General features: G+C 60.1%; 17 protein-coding genes. 4 read left to right on the top strand and 13 right to left on the bottom strand.

Features of this window, described 5'->3' with window-relative positions; translation table 11 throughout:
- Nucleotides 1-96: 96 nt before the first annotated feature.
- Both OA90_RS10325 and OA90_RS27980 read right to left on the bottom strand, forming a co-directional pair.
- A complete protein-coding gene (locus OA90_RS10325; RefSeq protein WP_068410318.1) occupies nt 97-558 on the bottom strand; it encodes a hypothetical protein in 462 nt (153 codons plus the stop codon).
- Nucleotides 559-634: 76 nt separating this feature from the next.
- Nucleotides 635-1,501 (bottom strand): tyrosinase family protein, encoded by an 867-nt coding sequence (locus OA90_RS27980; protein WP_082836960.1) that lies wholly within the window; start codon nt 1,499-1,501, stop codon nt 635-637.
- 364 nt (nt 1,502-1,865) lie between these two features.
- Here OA90_RS27980 and OA90_RS10315 point away from each other — a divergent pair, with 364 nt between their 5' ends.
- Together OA90_RS10315 and OA90_RS10310 are read left to right on the top strand one after the other, a co-directional pair.
- The gene (locus tag OA90_RS10315; protein WP_068410313.1) at nt 1,866-2,192 is read left to right on the top strand and encodes an antibiotic biosynthesis monooxygenase; all 327 of its coding nucleotides are present in this window, start codon (nt 1,866-1,868) and stop codon (nt 2,190-2,192) included.
- 313 nt (nt 2,193-2,505) lie between these two features.
- A complete protein-coding gene (locus tag OA90_RS10310; protein ID WP_068410310.1) occupies nt 2,506-3,399 on the top strand; it encodes a GNAT family N-acetyltransferase in 894 nt (297 codons plus the stop codon).
- On the opposite strand, the gene OA90_RS10305 is transcribed toward OA90_RS10310, so the two are convergent.
- The 3 genes from OA90_RS10305 to OA90_RS10295 form a co-directional block, all read right to left on the bottom strand.
- Nucleotides 3,383-4,702, bottom strand: a complete 1,320-nt coding sequence (locus OA90_RS10305; RefSeq protein WP_068410307.1) for a GNAT family N-acetyltransferase — start codon at nt 4,700-4,702, stop codon at nt 3,383-3,385. The genes OA90_RS10310 and OA90_RS10305 overlap by 17 nt on opposite strands.
- Before the next feature lie 85 nt (nt 4,703-4,787).
- Complete coding sequence (locus tag OA90_RS10300) at nt 4,788-5,561, bottom strand: glycerophosphodiester phosphodiesterase family protein (protein ID WP_068410303.1); 774 nt, start codon at nt 5,559-5,561, stop codon at nt 4,788-4,790.
- 52 nt (nt 5,562-5,613) lie between these two features.
- Complete coding sequence (locus OA90_RS10295; protein WP_068410300.1) at nt 5,614-6,078, bottom strand: RidA family protein; 465 nt, start codon at nt 6,076-6,078, stop codon at nt 5,614-5,616.
- 316 nt (nt 6,079-6,394) lie between these two features.
- On the opposite strand from OA90_RS10295, the gene OA90_RS10290 reads away from it, so the two are divergent.
- Nucleotides 6,395-7,273 carry a cell envelope integrity EipB family protein gene (locus OA90_RS10290; RefSeq protein ID WP_068410298.1) on the top strand — a complete coding sequence of 293 codons (879 nt, stop codon included), beginning with the start codon at nt 6,395-6,397 and terminating at the stop codon, nt 7,271-7,273.
- Between the two features lie 47 nt (nt 7,274-7,320).
- On the opposite strand, the gene OA90_RS10285 is transcribed toward OA90_RS10290, so the two are convergent.
- From OA90_RS10285 to OA90_RS10275, 3 genes are read right to left on the bottom strand one after another with little or no spacing between them, the layout of a single operon-like run.
- Complete coding sequence (locus OA90_RS10285) at nt 7,321-8,667, bottom strand: DNA polymerase IV (RefSeq protein WP_208986069.1); 1,347 nt, start codon at nt 8,665-8,667, stop codon at nt 7,321-7,323.
- Entirely contained in the window at nt 8,667-9,335 is a 669-nt protein-coding gene (locus OA90_RS10280; RefSeq protein ID WP_068410295.1) for a hypothetical protein, read from the bottom strand. The genes OA90_RS10285 and OA90_RS10280 overlap by 1 nt, the downstream gene beginning before the upstream one ends.
- Nucleotides 9,328-9,627, bottom strand: coding sequence for a DUF3572 domain-containing protein (locus tag OA90_RS10275; RefSeq protein ID WP_068410292.1), 300 nt, complete (start codon nt 9,625-9,627; stop codon nt 9,328-9,330). The genes OA90_RS10280 and OA90_RS10275 overlap by 8 nt, the downstream gene beginning before the upstream one ends.
- A gap of 139 nt (nt 9,628-9,766) precedes the next feature.
- Here OA90_RS10275 and OA90_RS10270 point away from each other — a divergent pair, with 139 nt between their 5' ends.
- Nucleotides 9,767-10,138, top strand: a complete 372-nt coding sequence (locus tag OA90_RS10270) for a response regulator (RefSeq protein ID WP_068410288.1) — start codon at nt 9,767-9,769, stop codon at nt 10,136-10,138.
- Between the two features lie 559 nt (nt 10,139-10,697).
- On the opposite strand, the gene rpmG is transcribed toward OA90_RS10270, so the two are convergent.
- From rpmG to rnr, 5 genes are all read right to left on the bottom strand, one after another.
- The gene (gene rpmG / locus OA90_RS10265; protein ID WP_068410285.1) at nt 10,698-10,865 is read right to left on the bottom strand and encodes a 50S ribosomal protein L33; all 168 of its coding nucleotides are present in this window, start codon (nt 10,863-10,865) and stop codon (nt 10,698-10,700) included.
- 220 nt (nt 10,866-11,085) lie between these two features.
- A complete protein-coding gene (locus tag OA90_RS10260; protein WP_068410282.1) occupies nt 11,086-11,487 on the bottom strand; it encodes a RidA family protein in 402 nt (133 codons plus the stop codon).
- 104 nt (nt 11,488-11,591) lie between these two features.
- Nucleotides 11,592-12,338 carry an NUDIX domain-containing protein gene (locus tag OA90_RS10255; RefSeq protein ID WP_068410279.1) on the bottom strand — a complete coding sequence of 249 codons (747 nt, stop codon included), beginning with the start codon at nt 12,336-12,338 and terminating at the stop codon, nt 11,592-11,594.
- Nucleotides 12,335-12,772, bottom strand: a complete 438-nt coding sequence (locus tag OA90_RS10250) for a DUF983 domain-containing protein (RefSeq protein WP_279625810.1) — start codon at nt 12,770-12,772, stop codon at nt 12,335-12,337. Before OA90_RS10250 ends, OA90_RS10255 begins: the two co-directional genes overlap by 4 nt.
- 41 nt (nt 12,773-12,813) lie before the next feature.
- Nucleotides 12,814-15,066, bottom strand: coding sequence for a ribonuclease R (rnr, locus tag OA90_RS10245; RefSeq protein ID WP_082836959.1), 2,253 nt, complete (start codon nt 15,064-15,066; stop codon nt 12,814-12,816).
- Between the last annotated feature and the right edge of the window lie 13 nt (nt 15,067-15,079).

Below are 15,079 nucleotides of genomic sequence, written 5' to 3'. Positions count from 1 at the left end.
GTAGGTCGCGAGCCGTCTTTCGCTGCGTTTGCTCCAATGGCTGCTGTCGTTCAGCAGATCATATGAGCCCACGCCGAAGCGCATATTCTGATTTGTCTAACTGTATGTGCGCAGCGACACGCGGCGGCACTTTAGCAGGCCGGACATCGGCTTGCGTTTCTTGCGTAGCGGCGCCTGCAGAACAGTGACCAGGGTCACTGTATGCAAGCCCTTGGAATAGCGGCGCATCACGCGGTCCAAGGCCGGGGTCACGGTCAGAATCCGCTTCATCGGCGCTGTTGGGTGCTGCAGTACAGGCATCGCGGGCGCGTCCAAACGCACATCCATCTTGCTTGCTGAGGAACAATGCCCCTCGGACCCCAGGCAATCTCCATGCCCAAAGATAGTCAGCCGCCCGGCATAGCCATTCTTGGCTGTCCGCTTTGTCTTGGCAGTGGCTTTTTTGTTGTTGAAGAAGACCCGCAACGCATAGCTTGAGCCAATCGTCGACAGATCCTCAAAGACAAGATCGGCCCGGGTGATCGTCTCCCAGTCTTCGATATCGAGATCGAACTTCATGGAGATATGCTCAACCCCCTTTGCCGGAGAGGACTTCTCAGAAATTGTGTTATCGTATCCAATCATTGCCCAATACCTATGCCACAGCCGCCACGGCGTATTCATAGCCCATGCGATCAATGTCCAAAACCTGGGCTACTGTCAGCGGAAAAGGTGCCAAGACCGTGTCCATCAAGTCAGGGGGAGGGTTCATCGCGTTCGAGCTGTTCTGCCAGATATGCCACAAGCGGTCGATCATGCAGTGATGGGACCAAAAGATCGGGTCATAGGCCGAGGTCGGTACCGATGACATCGCCCCGCCGACCCAGACATGTACGTCGTCATGCATCTGTTCAACGCTTGTTGTGAAGTCGGTGAATGTACCCATGTTCATCAACACGTTGCGGATTGTGCTCTGACGCGGGAGTTCGTCCGGATCGTCCGGGTCCCGAAGCGTCATCGGCGGGTCCGTATCTGTGATCAGTCCCGCAAGCTGCGGATTGGTGCGGACTATGTTGACCAATAGGTCTGACCACACACCCGACACGAGCTGCGAGCTGGAATGACCAATCTCGGAGCTGGCCATCGGATTGGGCTCTCCGCCAACTTGTGCCACCGCATAGCTTTGAGGCAGTCCAACAGTGTGTGAATGGTCCGACGCCCAATCCCACCAAGGCAAGCCGACATCGGCAAATTCGGGCCGAGCCGGAGCCACCTCGGTAAAGCGCGGACCCAGCCGGGTTTGCAGGGCCAGCTCGAAGTAATACAGGAACGCGCGATGCCAAGGTAGAAAGAGGGGCGAGCCGTGCGGGCACCAAATCGGCGTCGGCGCACCATGGGTCGCGGCAAACCAGTCAAACCCGCGCTCATCCGTAATGGATTTGAAGTTTGCATAAGCTGCGCGCAGGACCTCAACGGACGGGCTACTTTGTTCTAATGAACGAATGCTAAGTCGAATTGCCATGTTAAATCTTGGGTTGTTTCAAATTTATGGCTCTACCTTAACAGAATGTGACTAAAGGTCCAAACGGCGCGTTTTTTTGATACTCCAAGGGGCGTGCCTGTTCAGCAAAAGACTCAAGAAGGGCCGAGTTGTTGGTCAGTTGCAAGGACGACAAGGTCAGTGTAAGACCTTGCATATCGTTTATACAGTCAAGCTTTAGACTCGGACAATCCGATATTGTGCAGCAACTGGCACTTTGGGCCGGAAGCGGCACTGTCTTGATTGTGCGCAGCGCGATATGCGCTTCCACCTGCTTCTCTCTTCAATAATCCGCATATTGCCCACCCCCGCAAAACGTGCCAGCCTTCCGGGGAGGAGGAGAGCCATGCCTGAGATATCCAGTGACCGGGATTGCCAGACCGTCATCACCACCTTCGAAATGACGCCGGGGACCTGTTTCGACCTTCTGGACGAGTTGAAGGACGCCTACGAGAATTTCATCCGCCATCAGCCGGGGTTTATCGGTGCGGGGCTTCATGTCAACGACGCGCAGACGCGCATCGCCAACTATTCGCAGTGGCGGCGGCGGGAGGATTTTCTGGCGATGTTGAGGTCATCGGAAATGCGCGCGCGCAACCGCCGCATCAGCGGGCTGTGCAAGAGCTTCGAACCGGTCATGTATGACGTTGCGGAGAGCTTCGAGCGGATTTGAAAAGGTCGTCTTTGTGGAACGGGCCCGGCAAGGAGCATTGCCGCGCGCGAGCGTCATGCGTGAAAGACATTCTGTCTCCGTCCTGCAATGGCTATGGCATGGCATCCATGCTGCCCCCTTTGCCCCCGGTCCAAATCTGATCTTTGAAGATGCCTCGGATTGGATTGCAGGGGGCGGATCCCGCAATGAGCAGGCAAATGCGATGGATTTGCAGTTTCCGGAAGGGCGAGGCGCCAGGCAGGGTTGATGACTGGAAAACCTGTGGCCAGTATAGGCTGACTTGACTGGAAACCGGAACTGAAGACGTCCTGGAATGAACTATCGGATTACGGATTGCCGGGCCCATGGTCCTCAGGAACTCGCCGACGCGATGAACGAGGCGTTCTCCGACTATGTGACACCCTTGCGGATGACCGAGGCGAAGTTCGTCGATTTTCAGCGCCAGCGCGGGTTCTCCGGTCGGCATTCCTTTGTTGCCCTGCATGAGGGAAAGATCGCCGCCTTCTGGTTTTCCGGACAGGCGGACCCGAATTTCGGCAACAGGGCCTATACGCTGTCAGTCGGAACCGAACCGGAACACCGCCGCCGCGGGTTGTCTCGCCGCTTGCTGCAGGCTGTGATCAAGGCCCAGCAGGCAAGGCAAGCAGGGCAGGCAGGGCAGGCGAGCGGCCTGCAACTGGAAGTGATCACCACCAACGACAGGGCCGTCAACGCTTATGAAGAATTCGGATTCCTCCGCCAGCGCACCCTGCGTGTCTGCAATCTGACGAAAGAAAACCTGGAGGCGGCGGAGCCGGGCCGGTGGATTGCCGAGGGGCTGCGGCTTGACGCGCTGCCTGCGGACGAGGACGACTACTTCGAAACACGGCCGACGCCGCAGAATGCCCGCACGGCGCTCCTCGGCCTGAGCCCGGATGTCCATCTGACGGGCGTGCGGGAAGGCGGGGAGCTGCTGGGCTGGGGCGCCGCCTACAAGGATGGCGCGGTCGCCCAGATCGCCGTTCACAAGGCTCACCGCAGGCGCGGCATCGGACAGGCACTTTTGCGGGAATTGCGCGAGCGGACCGGGGCGGATCAACTGGTCTTCGTGAATGTCGACGAAGAGGCCGCAGGTTTGAATAGGTTCCTGGACAGGTTCGGCGCCGAGGAGACACTGCGGCAATACGAAATGTGGCTGGAGCTGCCGGCGTTCAGCCGTCTTTCCTGAAAGGGGCATGCTCGGCGAGCGCGGCATTTTCGTGCTCTACCGCCGCGCGCTCGTGTTCCAGGAAATCGGCGATCGCGTCATGCAGGCCCTCATGGGCGATCCAGTGGGCGGAATAGGTCGTGGCAGGCAGGTAGCCGCGCGCCAGCTTGTGCGCGCCCTGCGCCCCGGCCTCAACGCGTTTCAGGCCCTGGGCGATGGCGAAATCGATGGCCTGATAGTAGCAGAGCTCGAAATGCAGGAACGGATGGTGTTCCGTGCAGCCCCAGTTGCGGCCGAACAGCGTGTCGGAACCGATGAAATTGAGCGCGCCGGCCACATATCGACCGTCGCGTTTGGCCAGCACCAGAAGCGTGCGGTCGGCCAGCCGTTCGTTGATCAGCGAAAAGAATTCGCGGTTGAGATAGGGCCGGCCCCACTTGCGGCTGCCTGTATCCAGGTAGAAGGAGTAGAACGCATCCCAATGGGCCTCGGTCAGGTCGGAGCCGGTGGCCCATTCCACCTCCAGGCCCTCGGCGCTCAGCGCCTCGCGGCGTTCCTTGCGAATGGCCTTGCGCTTGCGCGAGGCGAGATCCGCCAGGAAGTCTTCGAAATTGTCGTAGCCGTTGTTTTCCCAGTGAAACTGCTGGTCGGTGCGCTGCAGGTAACCGAGTTCGCCGAGATGGTCCCATTCCCCTCTGGTCAGGAAGGTAGCGTGGACGGAGGACGCGCCGGTCCGCTGGCAGACCTGAACCAGCCCGGCCGCCAGCGCCTGCATTCCGGCTTCCCTGTTGACGCCGGGTCCGGTCAGGAACCGTCTGCCCGTGGCGGGGGTAAAGGGCACGGAGACCTGCAGTTTAGGGTAATATGCGCCGCCCGCCCGGTGAAACGCCTCTGCCCAGCCGTGGTCGAAGACATATTCCCCCTGCGAGTGGCCCTTCAGATAGGCGGGCAGGGCGCCCAAAACCGCACCGGCATCGTCTTCCAGAAGCATGTGCCGGGGAAGCCAGCCGGTTTCCGCCGTGGCGCATCCCGAAGCTTCCAGAGCCTCCAGGAACGCATGCGACAGAAACGGGTTGAAGGCGGTCTCTTCCGGCAACGGCCCTGCATCGTCAGCCAGAACGGCTGCGAGATCGTCCATGCCGGCACATTGAGCGTCGTCTTTTTGCAGGACACCGCCATCCGTCATCCGCCAGCCGGGATTGGCGACGCTATCCCACGCCTCGCGGGAGACATCCTTCAGCGACGATAGGATGCGCAGGGTCACGGTCTGTTCCGCGCCTGCCGGCGCCGGAGCCTTGCCGTCCTTGGAGGGGGATGAGGTCATGCGTCAGAAAGAACCATGATTTGAAACCATGACCGAAATGTAGCGCCGCCATTTTGCAGCGCAAGAGGCGCGGGCGCGTCTTGGGTCAAATCGTGAATTTTATGTCCGGATCGAAGCCTTCGAAAACGATCTGGTCGGCATATTCGGCCGCTTTCTCGCGCTGCTCGCGGGTGCGCACCGTCCAGCACATGATCGGAAGTTTCCACAGAGAGCGCAGCAGGCTGGGTCCGGTCTTGGGCAGGTCCTTGATGCCGTAGGAGATGAAATGCGGCCGCGTGCGCGGCGCGTGCAGGATATGGCGCAGGATGAACCGGTCCATGCGGCCATGAAGGCCGTATGTGGGGCCGGGTTCGGCCCCGTCCGCCACAATGCCGCGCAGGACCGACGGGTTGTGGCCCCGGGCGATGGACAGCATGTCCGGATCGAAGGTCTTGATCGCCGCCGGTCCTTTGTAAGCCGCGACCTGATCGGTCACCCGGCGCACGAAGGCCCCCTGGGCATCCCGGCGCAGGAGAGACTTGATCTCGATGACCAGCGGAACCCTGCCGTCGACAAGGTCGAACAGGTCCCGCAGCAACCACAGACTATTCGATCCGGTCTTCATGTGGATCTGAACCAGATCGCGCGAGGTCTGATCGATGACCTTGCCCGTACCTTCCGTCAGCCGGTCGAGCGTGTAATCGTGGAACACCAGCGCCTCGCCGTCGGCGGTCTCCTGAACATCCACCTCGATGGCGAAATCCTTCTCCACCGCGGCAGCGATGGCGGCAGGGGTGTTCTCTATGATGCCGTTGTCCGCATCGTGATAGCCGCGATGCGCGATCGGGCGGGCGAATATGGCCTTGAGGTCCGGGGTCATGGCTTGGGTCTTCATTGTGTGGGCAGCGCTGAAAAAAGTTTGGGGCCGTACCTTAGTCCGCGATTTCGAAAATCGCGTCGATCTCCACGGCCGCGCCGAGGGGAAGGGAAGCCGCGCTGACGGCGGAGCGGGCGTGCCGGCCCTTGTCTCCCATGGCCTCCACCATGAAATCGGAAGCGCCGTTGATCACCTGCGGCTGCTCGGTGAAATCGGCGGTCGAATTGACGAAGCCGACGATCTTGACGAGACGCGCGACTTTTTCGAGATCTCCGAGGGCGGCCTTTGCCTGCGCCAGAAGGTTGATGGCGCAGAGCTTTGCCGCCGCCTTGCCGTCATCGACGCTGACATCGGCACCAAGCTTGCCGGTGACCTGGATCTTTCCGTCTCGCATCGGCAATTGACCGGAGATGAAAAGCTGGTTGCCGGTTCTGAGGAAGGGAACGTAATTGGCTACGGGCGCTGCGGCCTCCGGCAGGGTGATCCCGAGGCCGGAAAGGCGGGCTTCTATGGTGCTCATAAGGGGTCTCCGCGCGGGTGTGTCTCGTTGAATTCTGCTGTCCGCAGGCCTATGTGAGGTTGCCCGGTGTCTTGGCGTAATTCGCCGGACCTGACAAGGCTAAAATCTTCGTCCTCGCGGCAAGGAAGCTGTGGAGGAGGGGGCTTTTGTCTGCCGGGAAATACCTCTTCCGGTATTCTCGTGTGAGATATACCCTGCACTTGAAGTTTTCACGGGCGGCTGTTCATTCGCTCTGGCGAAACGAGCGGTTTGCCGCATAATGTCCGGCACGGGCCTCGCGGCTCTTAAATGTCCGGGCGAAAAAGAGGTTTGATTGATGCAGTGCGTTCCCAAGTCCGTATCCCTGACATTCCGGAGTGTGCTGCTGGCGCTTGCCGCTTCGTCCGTCGCGGCAAGCGGGGCTTTTGCCGGCAACATGGGATCGGCCGCGGCGTATAAACTGGTGCCCCACCGGGCCGTCTACGACATGAAGCTCGGCGATATGGAAGAGCAGTCCGGCATCGCGGGTCTGAACGGCCGGATGGTGTATGACTTTTCCGGCAGCGCCTGCGAAGGCTACAGCGTCAATTTCCGCTTCGTGACCGAGTTCCAGGATGCCAACGGCGGCTCGCAGATCACCGATCTTCAGACCACCTCCTTCGAGGAGCCGAAAGCGGCAAGCTATCAGTTCCTGTCGAAGACCTTTGTCGACCAGGAACTGGTCGAGGCAACGCGCGGCACGGCGCGCGCTGGCGCAGGCGCGAAGACGGTCGAGCTGAAGGAACCTTCGGAAAAGTCGCTGGAGATCGGCCGCGAGGTGCTCTTTCCGACGGAGCATCTTCTCACCGTTCTGAAATCGGCCGACGAGGGCGTGCATTTCCTGGCGGCCAACATCTATGACGGAGCGGAAACCGGCGAGAAGGTCTATGCCACAACAACAGTGATCGGCGCCAGAACGCTCAGCCCGGTCAAAGCCGGGGCGCAGGGCCCGGAAGCGCCGCTTTCCGGGCTGCATTACTGGCCGGTGACCGTCGCTTATTTCGATCCGGCCGAAGAGAACGCGAGCGGTGAACTGCTGCCCGTTTATCAGCTGTCCTTCTGGCTCTATGAGAATGGCATCAGCGGCAAGCTGAAACTCGACTATGGCGACTTCACCATCCAGGGCCAGATGGCCGCGCTGGAACTCTATGACGAGGTGGAGTGCCCCCGGCAGTAAAGCCCCTCCGGTAAGGGCTCCGGCAAGAGGCCGGCCCGGCGGCAAAGTCAGGTCTTCCTTGATTTTTCCGCCATCTTGGCCGCATGGGTCAGGCCGAGCTCGACGGCCGATTTTCCGAATTTGTCCCGCAGCCGGTCCACGGCCAGTTCGGCGTTCTTGCGCCTCTCGGCAGACTGATCGAGAAGATCCTTCGGGTCGGCGCGCTCGGCAGGTTCCAGATCGCTGACGCCGATGCCGATCAGCCGGAACTTCCGGCCGTCGGTCTCGACTTCAAGCAGTGCCTCGCCGGCGGCGTAAATCCTGTCGGCAAGCTGTGTCGGGTCGGCCAGATGCCGCGCGCGCGTGGTGGTCTTGAAGTCGGCCGTCTTGAGCTTCAGCGTTATTCCGCGCCCGCACAGCTCCGATTTCTTCAACCGGGCGGAAACCTTTTCCGACAGGCTGCGCAGGATTGGCCGCAGGGTATCCAGACTGGAGATATCCGTCCGGAATGTCGTTTCCGAAGAGACACTCTTCGCGCCCCGTCCCGGTTCGACGCTGCGCGTGTCCTCACCGTTGGAAAGCCTGGCGAGACGCAGTCCGATCGAGCCGTAGCGGCGCGCAAGGTCCACGGAGTCCATGGTCTGCAACTGGCCGATGGTGCGGATCCCGTCTCTTTCCAGTTTTTTCTGAAACACCTTGCCGACACCCCAGATACGGCCGACGGGCATCGCCGCGAGCACGGCTTTTGCTTCCCCCGCGCCGATCACCGAAAAGCCGCGCGGTTTGTCAAGTTCCGACGCCAGCTTCGCCAGGAACTTGTTCGGTGCCAGGCCGACGGAGGTGCTGATGCCGATATCCCGTTCGACATCGCGAACGAACCTGGAGAGCGTTTCGGCCGGTGTTGCATGGTGCAGGCGCTGTGTTCCTGTCAGGTCGAGAAACGCCTCGTCGATGGAAAGAGGCTCCACCAGCGGCGTCAGCGCGCGCATGCGTTCTCGAATTTCCTTGCCCACACGGGCGTATTTTTCCATGTCCGGCTTGATGACCACGGCATCGGGACAGGCTTCCAGCGCCTTGAACATCGGCATGGCGGAGCGCACGCCGTAGATGCGGGCGATGTAGCAGCAGGTCGAGACGACGCCGCGCTGGCCGCCGCCGACGATCACCGGCTGGTCGCTAAGCTCCGGATTGTCGCGTTTCTCAATCGCGGCGTAAAAGGCGTCGCAGTCGATATGGGCAATCGACAGCAGGTCCAGTTCCGCATGCCGCACAAGCCGGGGGCTACCGCAGGACGGACACCGGGGGGATGCCGACTTGACGCGGTTGCCGCAGTCCCGGCACAGGGCTCGATTTTCCGGAACCATATGAATCACAACAGGGGCTGGCGCGGAGACTGTCTGCTCCGCGCGTGTCATTATCGTTCCAGAATACCGCCTATGAAGGCCGCCGTCTCCTGCCAATCGCCCGTCACGAGATCAATATGGTTTTCCTTCTGCAGCGATCCCCTGAACCGGGCATCGGCGACAAACTGGATCTGGGTGGCCACCGGCAGCGAGGCGCTCACCGAACTGTGGTTGGTCGGGCTGTCGTCGATGAAGACGAAGGGGCCGGGACGTCCGGCGGCAAGTGCGGCAACCGCGCCGCCTTTGGGGCCGGAATTGGCAAGCACCGGATAGGGAATGCCCATTCCTGACAGCAGCCTTTCACGCTGCGGCTTGTTGTGGCCGCCGGGCAGATTGGTCAGCAGCACGATTTCCCAGTCCCGTGAAAGGTCACGCAGGGCGGCATCCGCGCCCGCAACCATGTCCTGGCGATGGCTGGTTTCATCGAAAAAGGTCAGCAGGTGCCGGCGCACATCGTCCGCCGGGAGCGTCGTTCCATCGGCCTTGTGGCCGATATTTCCCGTCAGCCGATACTCGTGTTTCAGAAAGACGAGATCGCGTGCGTCCAGATAGGTTTCCAGATGGGTGATGAAATGAAGAATCACCTCGTCGACGTCGCAGATGATCAGCGGTCTGTCCGCAACAGGAAGGGCCCGGATCTGTTCCAGAACCTCCGGCAGAACCGGCGTCGGTTCAGGCATGGTCTTCCTGTCCTCCGGCAAGGGCATAGCGTGCGGCGGCCATCATGGTCGGCCTGACCCCGGCATTTTCGCAAAATGCCAGCAGGAGCGCTTCATCCATCATGTAGAATTCAAGCACTCCGGCCAGAAATCCCGGTTCTTCCGCGGCTTCCCTGATCACTTCCGGCCCGATCCCGGACATGGCGAGAAAACGACCGATTTGTTCCGGGTCCCGGCTGAGCTGCAGAAGTGCTTCCGTGGCGATCCCTTGTGCTTCTTCAACGGACAATGACTTCGCCTGTAGATTTTTCATTGTGTTTTTTTGCCTTTCTGAAACGATTCCGGGTTAGAACAAACTTAATGTAGGCCGCACGAAGGTTCTACCGCGGACAATAAAACGCCGCGAAAATGATAATTGGGACCGGCTTTCAGCCGGATAAAGGGCCGGAAATATGGCAAAAACCGTGTTGATCGTAGAAGACAACGAGCTGAACATGAAGTTGTTTCATGATCTGCTCGAAGCACACGGTTACAATACCTTGCAGACCCGTACCGGGATTGAAGCGCTGCAACTGGCCCGTGAAAACCACCCGGATCTGATTCTGATGGACATCCAGTTGCCTGAAGTCTCCGGTCTGGAGGTCACCAAGTGGATCAAGGAAGACGAGAATATCGCATCGATCCCCGTCATTGCTGTGACGGCCTTCGCCATGAAGGGCGATGAAGAACGGATACGCCAGGGCGGCTGTGAAGCTTACATTTCCAAACCTATTTCTGTGGCGAAGTTTCTGGAAACGGTGCGCGCCTACCTGGGTGAAGCTTGACGCGGGATTAGGCGAGGCATTGTTCCGGCTAAAGAGTTTCGCAAGGTTTCCCAAGAACGAAGGTATCTGGTTTCCGTCCGAAATACAGGGAATTCATACTGTCTCGAATCATGCAGTCACCATATTAAGGTTACGAATTTACTAAGATTACATTGTTCCTGTGCAAATTTTTTGGAAAGTGTTGCATTCAGGTTGCAATAGGGTAGTGTGACCGCAGATTGGGTATAACCCTGATGGTTTATTTGGCGAGGGCACAACTGCCATCGTGACTATCCAGACATAAAAATACCCCTCGGAGTGCTCAGGTCCGCCGCATCTCCTGGGTCCGTGGGGCAGGTCGGCAGGGAACCGGCCGAAGAGTGGCCTCCTCGAATGCCGTGTTCCCGCCGACCACTATTTTTTCGCCATATCCGTCCGAATTGAGCCTGGGGGCCCGGCCTCCGGGCCGCCAGGTTGTATTCTTCGAACGCATCTTGTGGGGGGCGTCATGCCGGGCGGCGGGGAAACGAAAAACCCGCCGGAAAGGCGGGTTCTTGCAAAAACAGTCTGAAAGCCGGATCTACTTGATCTTGGCTTCCTTGAACTCGACATGCTTCTTGGCAATCGGGTCGTATTTCTTCTTGACCATTTTGTCGGTCATCGTGCGGGAGTTCTTCTTGGTGACATAGAAGAATCCGGTGTCCGCCGTGGAGAGCAGCTTGATTTTGATTGTTGTCGCCTTGGCCATGGCCTTGGATCCTGTTCCTTGTTGTAGAGCATAGGGTTCTTGCGGCCAGATGGCTGGCGGTGAATCTGCCCCGATGTCTGAAATCAGCGCGAAACCTACTCATCGGTGCGCGAAAGTCAAGCGCTCCCTGCCGTTGGCGGCATGATTTGATGGATTGAGAGGAAAAAACACCTGGGCGGAGCGGGGCATGAGGTCCCTCATCCTTCCACCGGGTTTTTCCTCACGCCAGCCTGGGGGACCGGCAGGCAACCGCCTTGATCTCCACGATAGCACCTTCCTGGACAAATCCGTTGACTTCTATTGCCGTCCAGGCCGGATAGGGCTCTTCGATGAATTCCGCCCGGATCGCCTTGAACGTCTCGAGATGAGACCGCAGACCGACGTGATAGCTCGTCATCTCGACAAGCGCGCCATAGCTGAGGCCGTCTTTCGCCAGGACCAGTCCAACCTTTCGAAACGCGTTGCGGATCTGCGTATCAGGGTCCTTCGGAAGGTCTCCATTTGGCTCCGCGCCGGTGAAACCGGTCAGGAATATAAAGTCGCCGCAGGCAAGGCCCGGAGACATCTTCCAGTCCGTGTAGTAGGGCTTCAGTTCTTCGGGGACGACCGCGTGCATTTTCATGAGAAAAGCTCCTGATTTTCCGGATTCAACGCATCACGCGTCAGTATGGAAGACCGGGCGGTGAAAGTTGCGTGGTTTCAGAAGAATACCTTGGGAGCGGTAGCCTAGATAAGCGTCCGCTTGAAGCCGCCCTGGCGAAAGAAATAGTAGGGGACAGGTGTCTTGGGCGACAGGTCAGGGTCCGCTTCCAGACGCTCTTCCAGGTCGGCGAGGATCCTGGTGGTGATCATCGGCAGTTCCTTGCCGCGCGCCTCGTCCAGGGTGAGCCAGGCACAGTCCTCAAGTTCCCCGGAAGGGCCCTTGCCGTCCGGAAGCCGGTCGGCGACAGCGTCGGCCCAAACGGCCAGAAAACGCGTGTCGAAGCGGCGCGGACGCTGTGGCGGCGTGATGGCCCGGGCGATCATGCGCATGCCACCGAGATCGGGCTGGATACCCCGTTCCGCGAAGGCTTCGAAGCCGCTGCCCAGGTGGACCGCCGCACCGGTCGACTTTTTCCCGATGAACAGTCCGGCTTCCTCGTATGTCTCGCGGATCGCGGCCAGGGCGAGGGCACGGACGCGGGCCGCCGATTTGACGTTTTTCAGGTCCTCGGAGAGCTTCGCCTCGACGTCCGGATGATAGGGGACCACATTCGTGATCCGGGAATCGGACGGATCGACACGCCCGCCGGGAAAAACGAACTTGCCCGGCATGAAGGTATGGCGCATGTGCCGCCGCCCCATCAGCAGACGGACGTCGCCGTCGTCTTTACGGTCGAGAATGAGCAGCGTTGCGGCGTCGCGCGGCCGGATATAGGGGTAATTACCGGCCTGTTCGTCTTTCGCCAGCTGCTTCTCGAACGATCCGCTCATGAGAGCCTTTCAACGATGGCGGGCGAGGAAGCCGGCACGACCGGCAGATCGTCTTCGGAATCCGGATCGAAGCCATGCATGTAAAGCGCCCATTGCAGCCCGATCAGCGCGCCTTTGATCGGACGCATGAGGACGAGGGCGAGAATGATGGTCAGCGGCAGCCACAGGCTCATGTGAATCCATATGGCCGGGTGCCAAAGGACTTCCACCGCAAGCAGCGCCGGAATGATGATGTGCCCGACGATGGTGATCGTGAAGTACGGCGGCGCGTCGTCGGCACGATGATGGTGGAACTCCTGCCCACAATGGGAACAGGCATGGGCGTTCTTCAGGAACCCCTTGAACACCTTTCCCTGGCCGCAACTCATGCATTTGTTGGCCGCACCGCGCAGCATCGCGGCCAACACAGGGCGGTGCGCCTTGCGGCTGGTCAGTGCCGCCGCGCCCGGATTGGCATTTGTCTCATAGTGAACTGTCACGAAGACCTCCTTCGTCTGTGTTTTGCTGGCGAGGTCTTTGTGCGCCCGCCTTTTGGCGGTCCGCGCCGGGCCTTGGGGTCCGCTTTCCGGATTTGCTTGCCGCCAATGCGGCCGTGACTGATCAGTTCGAATGTAAGCGATCCGGCAAACGGTGCGGCATCCACGAGCCTGACCTCTACCTGATCGCCAAGTTGGTAGGTCTCGCCGGTTTTGTCACCTATCAGCGCGTGCGACCCTTCGTCATAGCGGTAGTAGTCGAGACCGATGGTCGAGGCCGGCACGAAGCCGTCCGCACCGGTGTCCTGCAGGCGTACGAAAAGGCCGGATTTCACCACTCCGGCGACCCGGCCCTGGAAGGTGGCGCCGATCTGGTCGCTCATCCAAAGGGCGATCAGGCGGTCTATCGTGTCCCTTTCGGCCAGCATGGCGCGGCGTTCGGCCGCGGATATCTCCGCTCCGATCACGTCGAGTTTGCTTTCGATGCCGTCCGGCAGGCCGTCCTTGCCCAATCCGAGGGCTGAAATCAGGCCACGGTGGACGAGCAGGTCAGCATAGCGGCGGATCGGCGAGGTGAAATGCGCATAGCGGCGCAGGTTCAGTCCGAAATGGCCGATGTTCTGGGGCGCATATTCCGCCTGCGCCTGACTGCGCAGCACCACCTCGTTGACGAGATGCGCATGCGGAGTGTCCTTGACCCTGGACAGAATGGTGTTGAAGGCGGACGGACGCAGGCCGCCGGAGGAGGGCAGCTTCATGTTCAGCGTGCCGAGGAAGTCCTTGAGGGCTTCCAGTTTCTCGGGCGTGGACGCATCGTGAACCCGGTAGAGCAGGGCGGTTTTCTGCTTTTCCAGCGTTTCCGCAGCGGAAACGTTGGCCTGGATCATGAACTCCTCGATCAGCTTGTGCGCATCCAGGCGGTCGGGCACATAGACGTGATCGACTGTGCCGTCTTCCTTCAGCTTGATCTTTCGCTCGGGCAGATCGAGATCCAGCGGTTCCCGGTCCTGCCGGCCCCTCTTAAGCACTTCATAGGCTGCCCAGAGCGGCTTCAGGACACCCTCCACAAGCGGTTCGGCTTTCTCGTCGGCAACGCCGTCCATGGCCTTCTGAGCCTGTATATAGGACAGCTTCGCGGCCGAGCGCATCAGGACCCGGTGAAAGGTATGGCTGATCTTGCGGCCAGACTTGTCGAACACCATGCGCACCGCAAGCGCCGGCTTGTCTTCCTTTTCCCTGAGCGAGCAGAGCTGGTTGGAAATCCGCTCCGGTAACATCGGGATCACCCGGTCGGGAAAATAGACCGAGTTGCCGCGCAGGCTGGCTTCCCGGTCCATCGGCGAACCGGGTGTAACGTAATACGCGACATCTGCGATCGCGACATAGGCGATATGGCCGCCTTTGTTCTGAGGGTCTTCATCCGGTTCCGCGAAAACCGCGTCGTCGTGATCCTTGGCATCGGGTGGATCGATCGTGATGAGCGGTATTTTGCGCCAGTCCTCTCGCTTGCCGAGCTTTTCGACCGGCACGGCTGCCTCTGCCTGGGCCTCGACGCTCGCTGGAAACACATGAGGAATGTTGTGAGACTGAAGAGCGATTTCCGAGATCGCCTTTTCCGACTTCATCGCGCCGAAGCGTTCGACGATCGCGGCCAGCGGATGACCGTAGCGTCCGGACCGTGTCACCTGGACGCTGACGAGGTCTCCGTCATCGGCTTCCTTGAGATCGCCTGGATCGACATCAAGCTCACGCTGCTTGCGGTCAATCGGTTCCAGATAGGGAGGGCGGTCCCCGTCGCGTTTCCTGAGAATGCCGAGGATCGCTCCCTGGCGCTTCTCCAGCACCTTGATGACACGGGCGGCGTGGGTCGCTTCCTCACCGGTTTCCGCTTCGCTCAGGCGGATCAGCGCCCTGTCGCCGACACCCGGCTGCGTCGCCTTTGTCTTGCCGGTCAGGATAAGGATTTTCGGTGGGTCTCCCGCTTCCGCGTCCCAGTCCACGGGAACGCCCAGCAGCTCACCGTCCCGATCTCTGGCCACCAGACTGGCGACGAACACCGGCGGCATGTCGCCGGGCCGGATCATTTTCTTGTTGCGCTTTTCAAGAAATCCCTCTTCGGAGAGGTCCTTGAGCATTTTCTTCAGGTGAATGCGGGCGCCGCCGATGATGCCGAAATGGCGGGCGATCTCGCGTTTTCCCGCACGCCCCGGGTTGTCCGCGACAAAGGCGAGAATGTCCTCGCGCGAGGGCATCTCCCCGGGGACC

Source organism: Labrenzia sp. OB1 (genome assembly GCF_001624695.1).
In the GTDB taxonomy this organism is placed as follows: Bacteria; Pseudomonadota; Alphaproteobacteria; order Rhizobiales; family Stappiaceae; genus Roseibium.
The sequence above is the reverse complement of the archived record's forward strand: the minus strand, read 5'-3'. Positions and strand labels throughout refer to the sequence as shown.

What these genes read in the sequence shown, in the direction of transcription:
- OA90_RS10280 (WP_068410295.1), bottom strand. Translation starts at nt 9,335, where the DNA reads ATGCCTGAACCGACGCCGGTTCTGCCGGAGGTTCTGGAACAGATCCGG.
- OA90_RS10260 (WP_068410282.1), bottom strand. Translation starts at nt 11,487, where the DNA reads ATGAAAATGCACGCGGTCGTCCCCGAAGAACTGAAGCCCTACTACACG.
- OA90_RS10285 (WP_208986069.1), bottom strand. Translation starts at nt 8,667, where the DNA reads ATGACACGCGCGGAGCAGACAGTCTCCGCGCCAGCCCCTGTTGTGATT.
- OA90_RS10290 (WP_068410298.1), top strand. Translation starts at nt 6,395, where the DNA reads ATGCAGTGCGTTCCCAAGTCCGTATCCCTGACATTCCGGAGTGTGCTG.
- OA90_RS10275 (WP_068410292.1), bottom strand. Translation starts at nt 9,627, where the DNA reads ATGAAAAATCTACAGGCGAAGTCATTGTCCGTTGAAGAAGCACAAGGG.
- OA90_RS10325 (WP_068410318.1), bottom strand. Translation starts at nt 558, where the DNA reads ATGAAGTTCGATCTCGATATCGAAGACTGGGAGACGATCACCCGGGCC.
- OA90_RS27980 (WP_082836960.1), bottom strand. Translation starts at nt 1,501, where the DNA reads ATGGCAATTCGACTTAGCATTCGTTCATTAGAACAAAGTAGCCCGTCC.
- OA90_RS10315 (WP_068410313.1), top strand. Translation starts at nt 1,866, where the DNA reads ATGCCTGAGATATCCAGTGACCGGGATTGCCAGACCGTCATCACCACC.
- OA90_RS10305 (WP_068410307.1), bottom strand. Translation starts at nt 4,702, where the DNA reads ATGACCTCATCCCCCTCCAAGGACGGCAAGGCTCCGGCGCCGGCAGGC.
- OA90_RS10310 (WP_068410310.1), top strand. Translation starts at nt 2,506, where the DNA reads ATGAACTATCGGATTACGGATTGCCGGGCCCATGGTCCTCAGGAACTC.
- OA90_RS10255 (WP_068410279.1), bottom strand. Translation starts at nt 12,338, where the DNA reads ATGAGCGGATCGTTCGAGAAGCAGCTGGCGAAAGACGAACAGGCCGGT.
- rnr (WP_082836959.1), bottom strand. Translation starts at nt 15,066, where the DNA reads ATGCCCTCGCGCGAGGACATTCTCGCCTTTGTCGCGGACAACCCGGGG.
- OA90_RS10270 (WP_068410288.1), top strand. Translation starts at nt 9,767, where the DNA reads ATGGCAAAAACCGTGTTGATCGTAGAAGACAACGAGCTGAACATGAAG.
- rpmG (WP_068410285.1), bottom strand. Translation starts at nt 10,865, where the DNA reads ATGGCCAAGGCGACAACAATCAAAATCAAGCTGCTCTCCACGGCGGAC.
- OA90_RS10295 (WP_068410300.1), bottom strand. Translation starts at nt 6,078, where the DNA reads ATGAGCACCATAGAAGCCCGCCTTTCCGGCCTCGGGATCACCCTGCCG.
- OA90_RS10300 (WP_068410303.1), bottom strand. Translation starts at nt 5,561, where the DNA reads ATGACCCCGGACCTCAAGGCCATATTCGCCCGCCCGATCGCGCATCGC.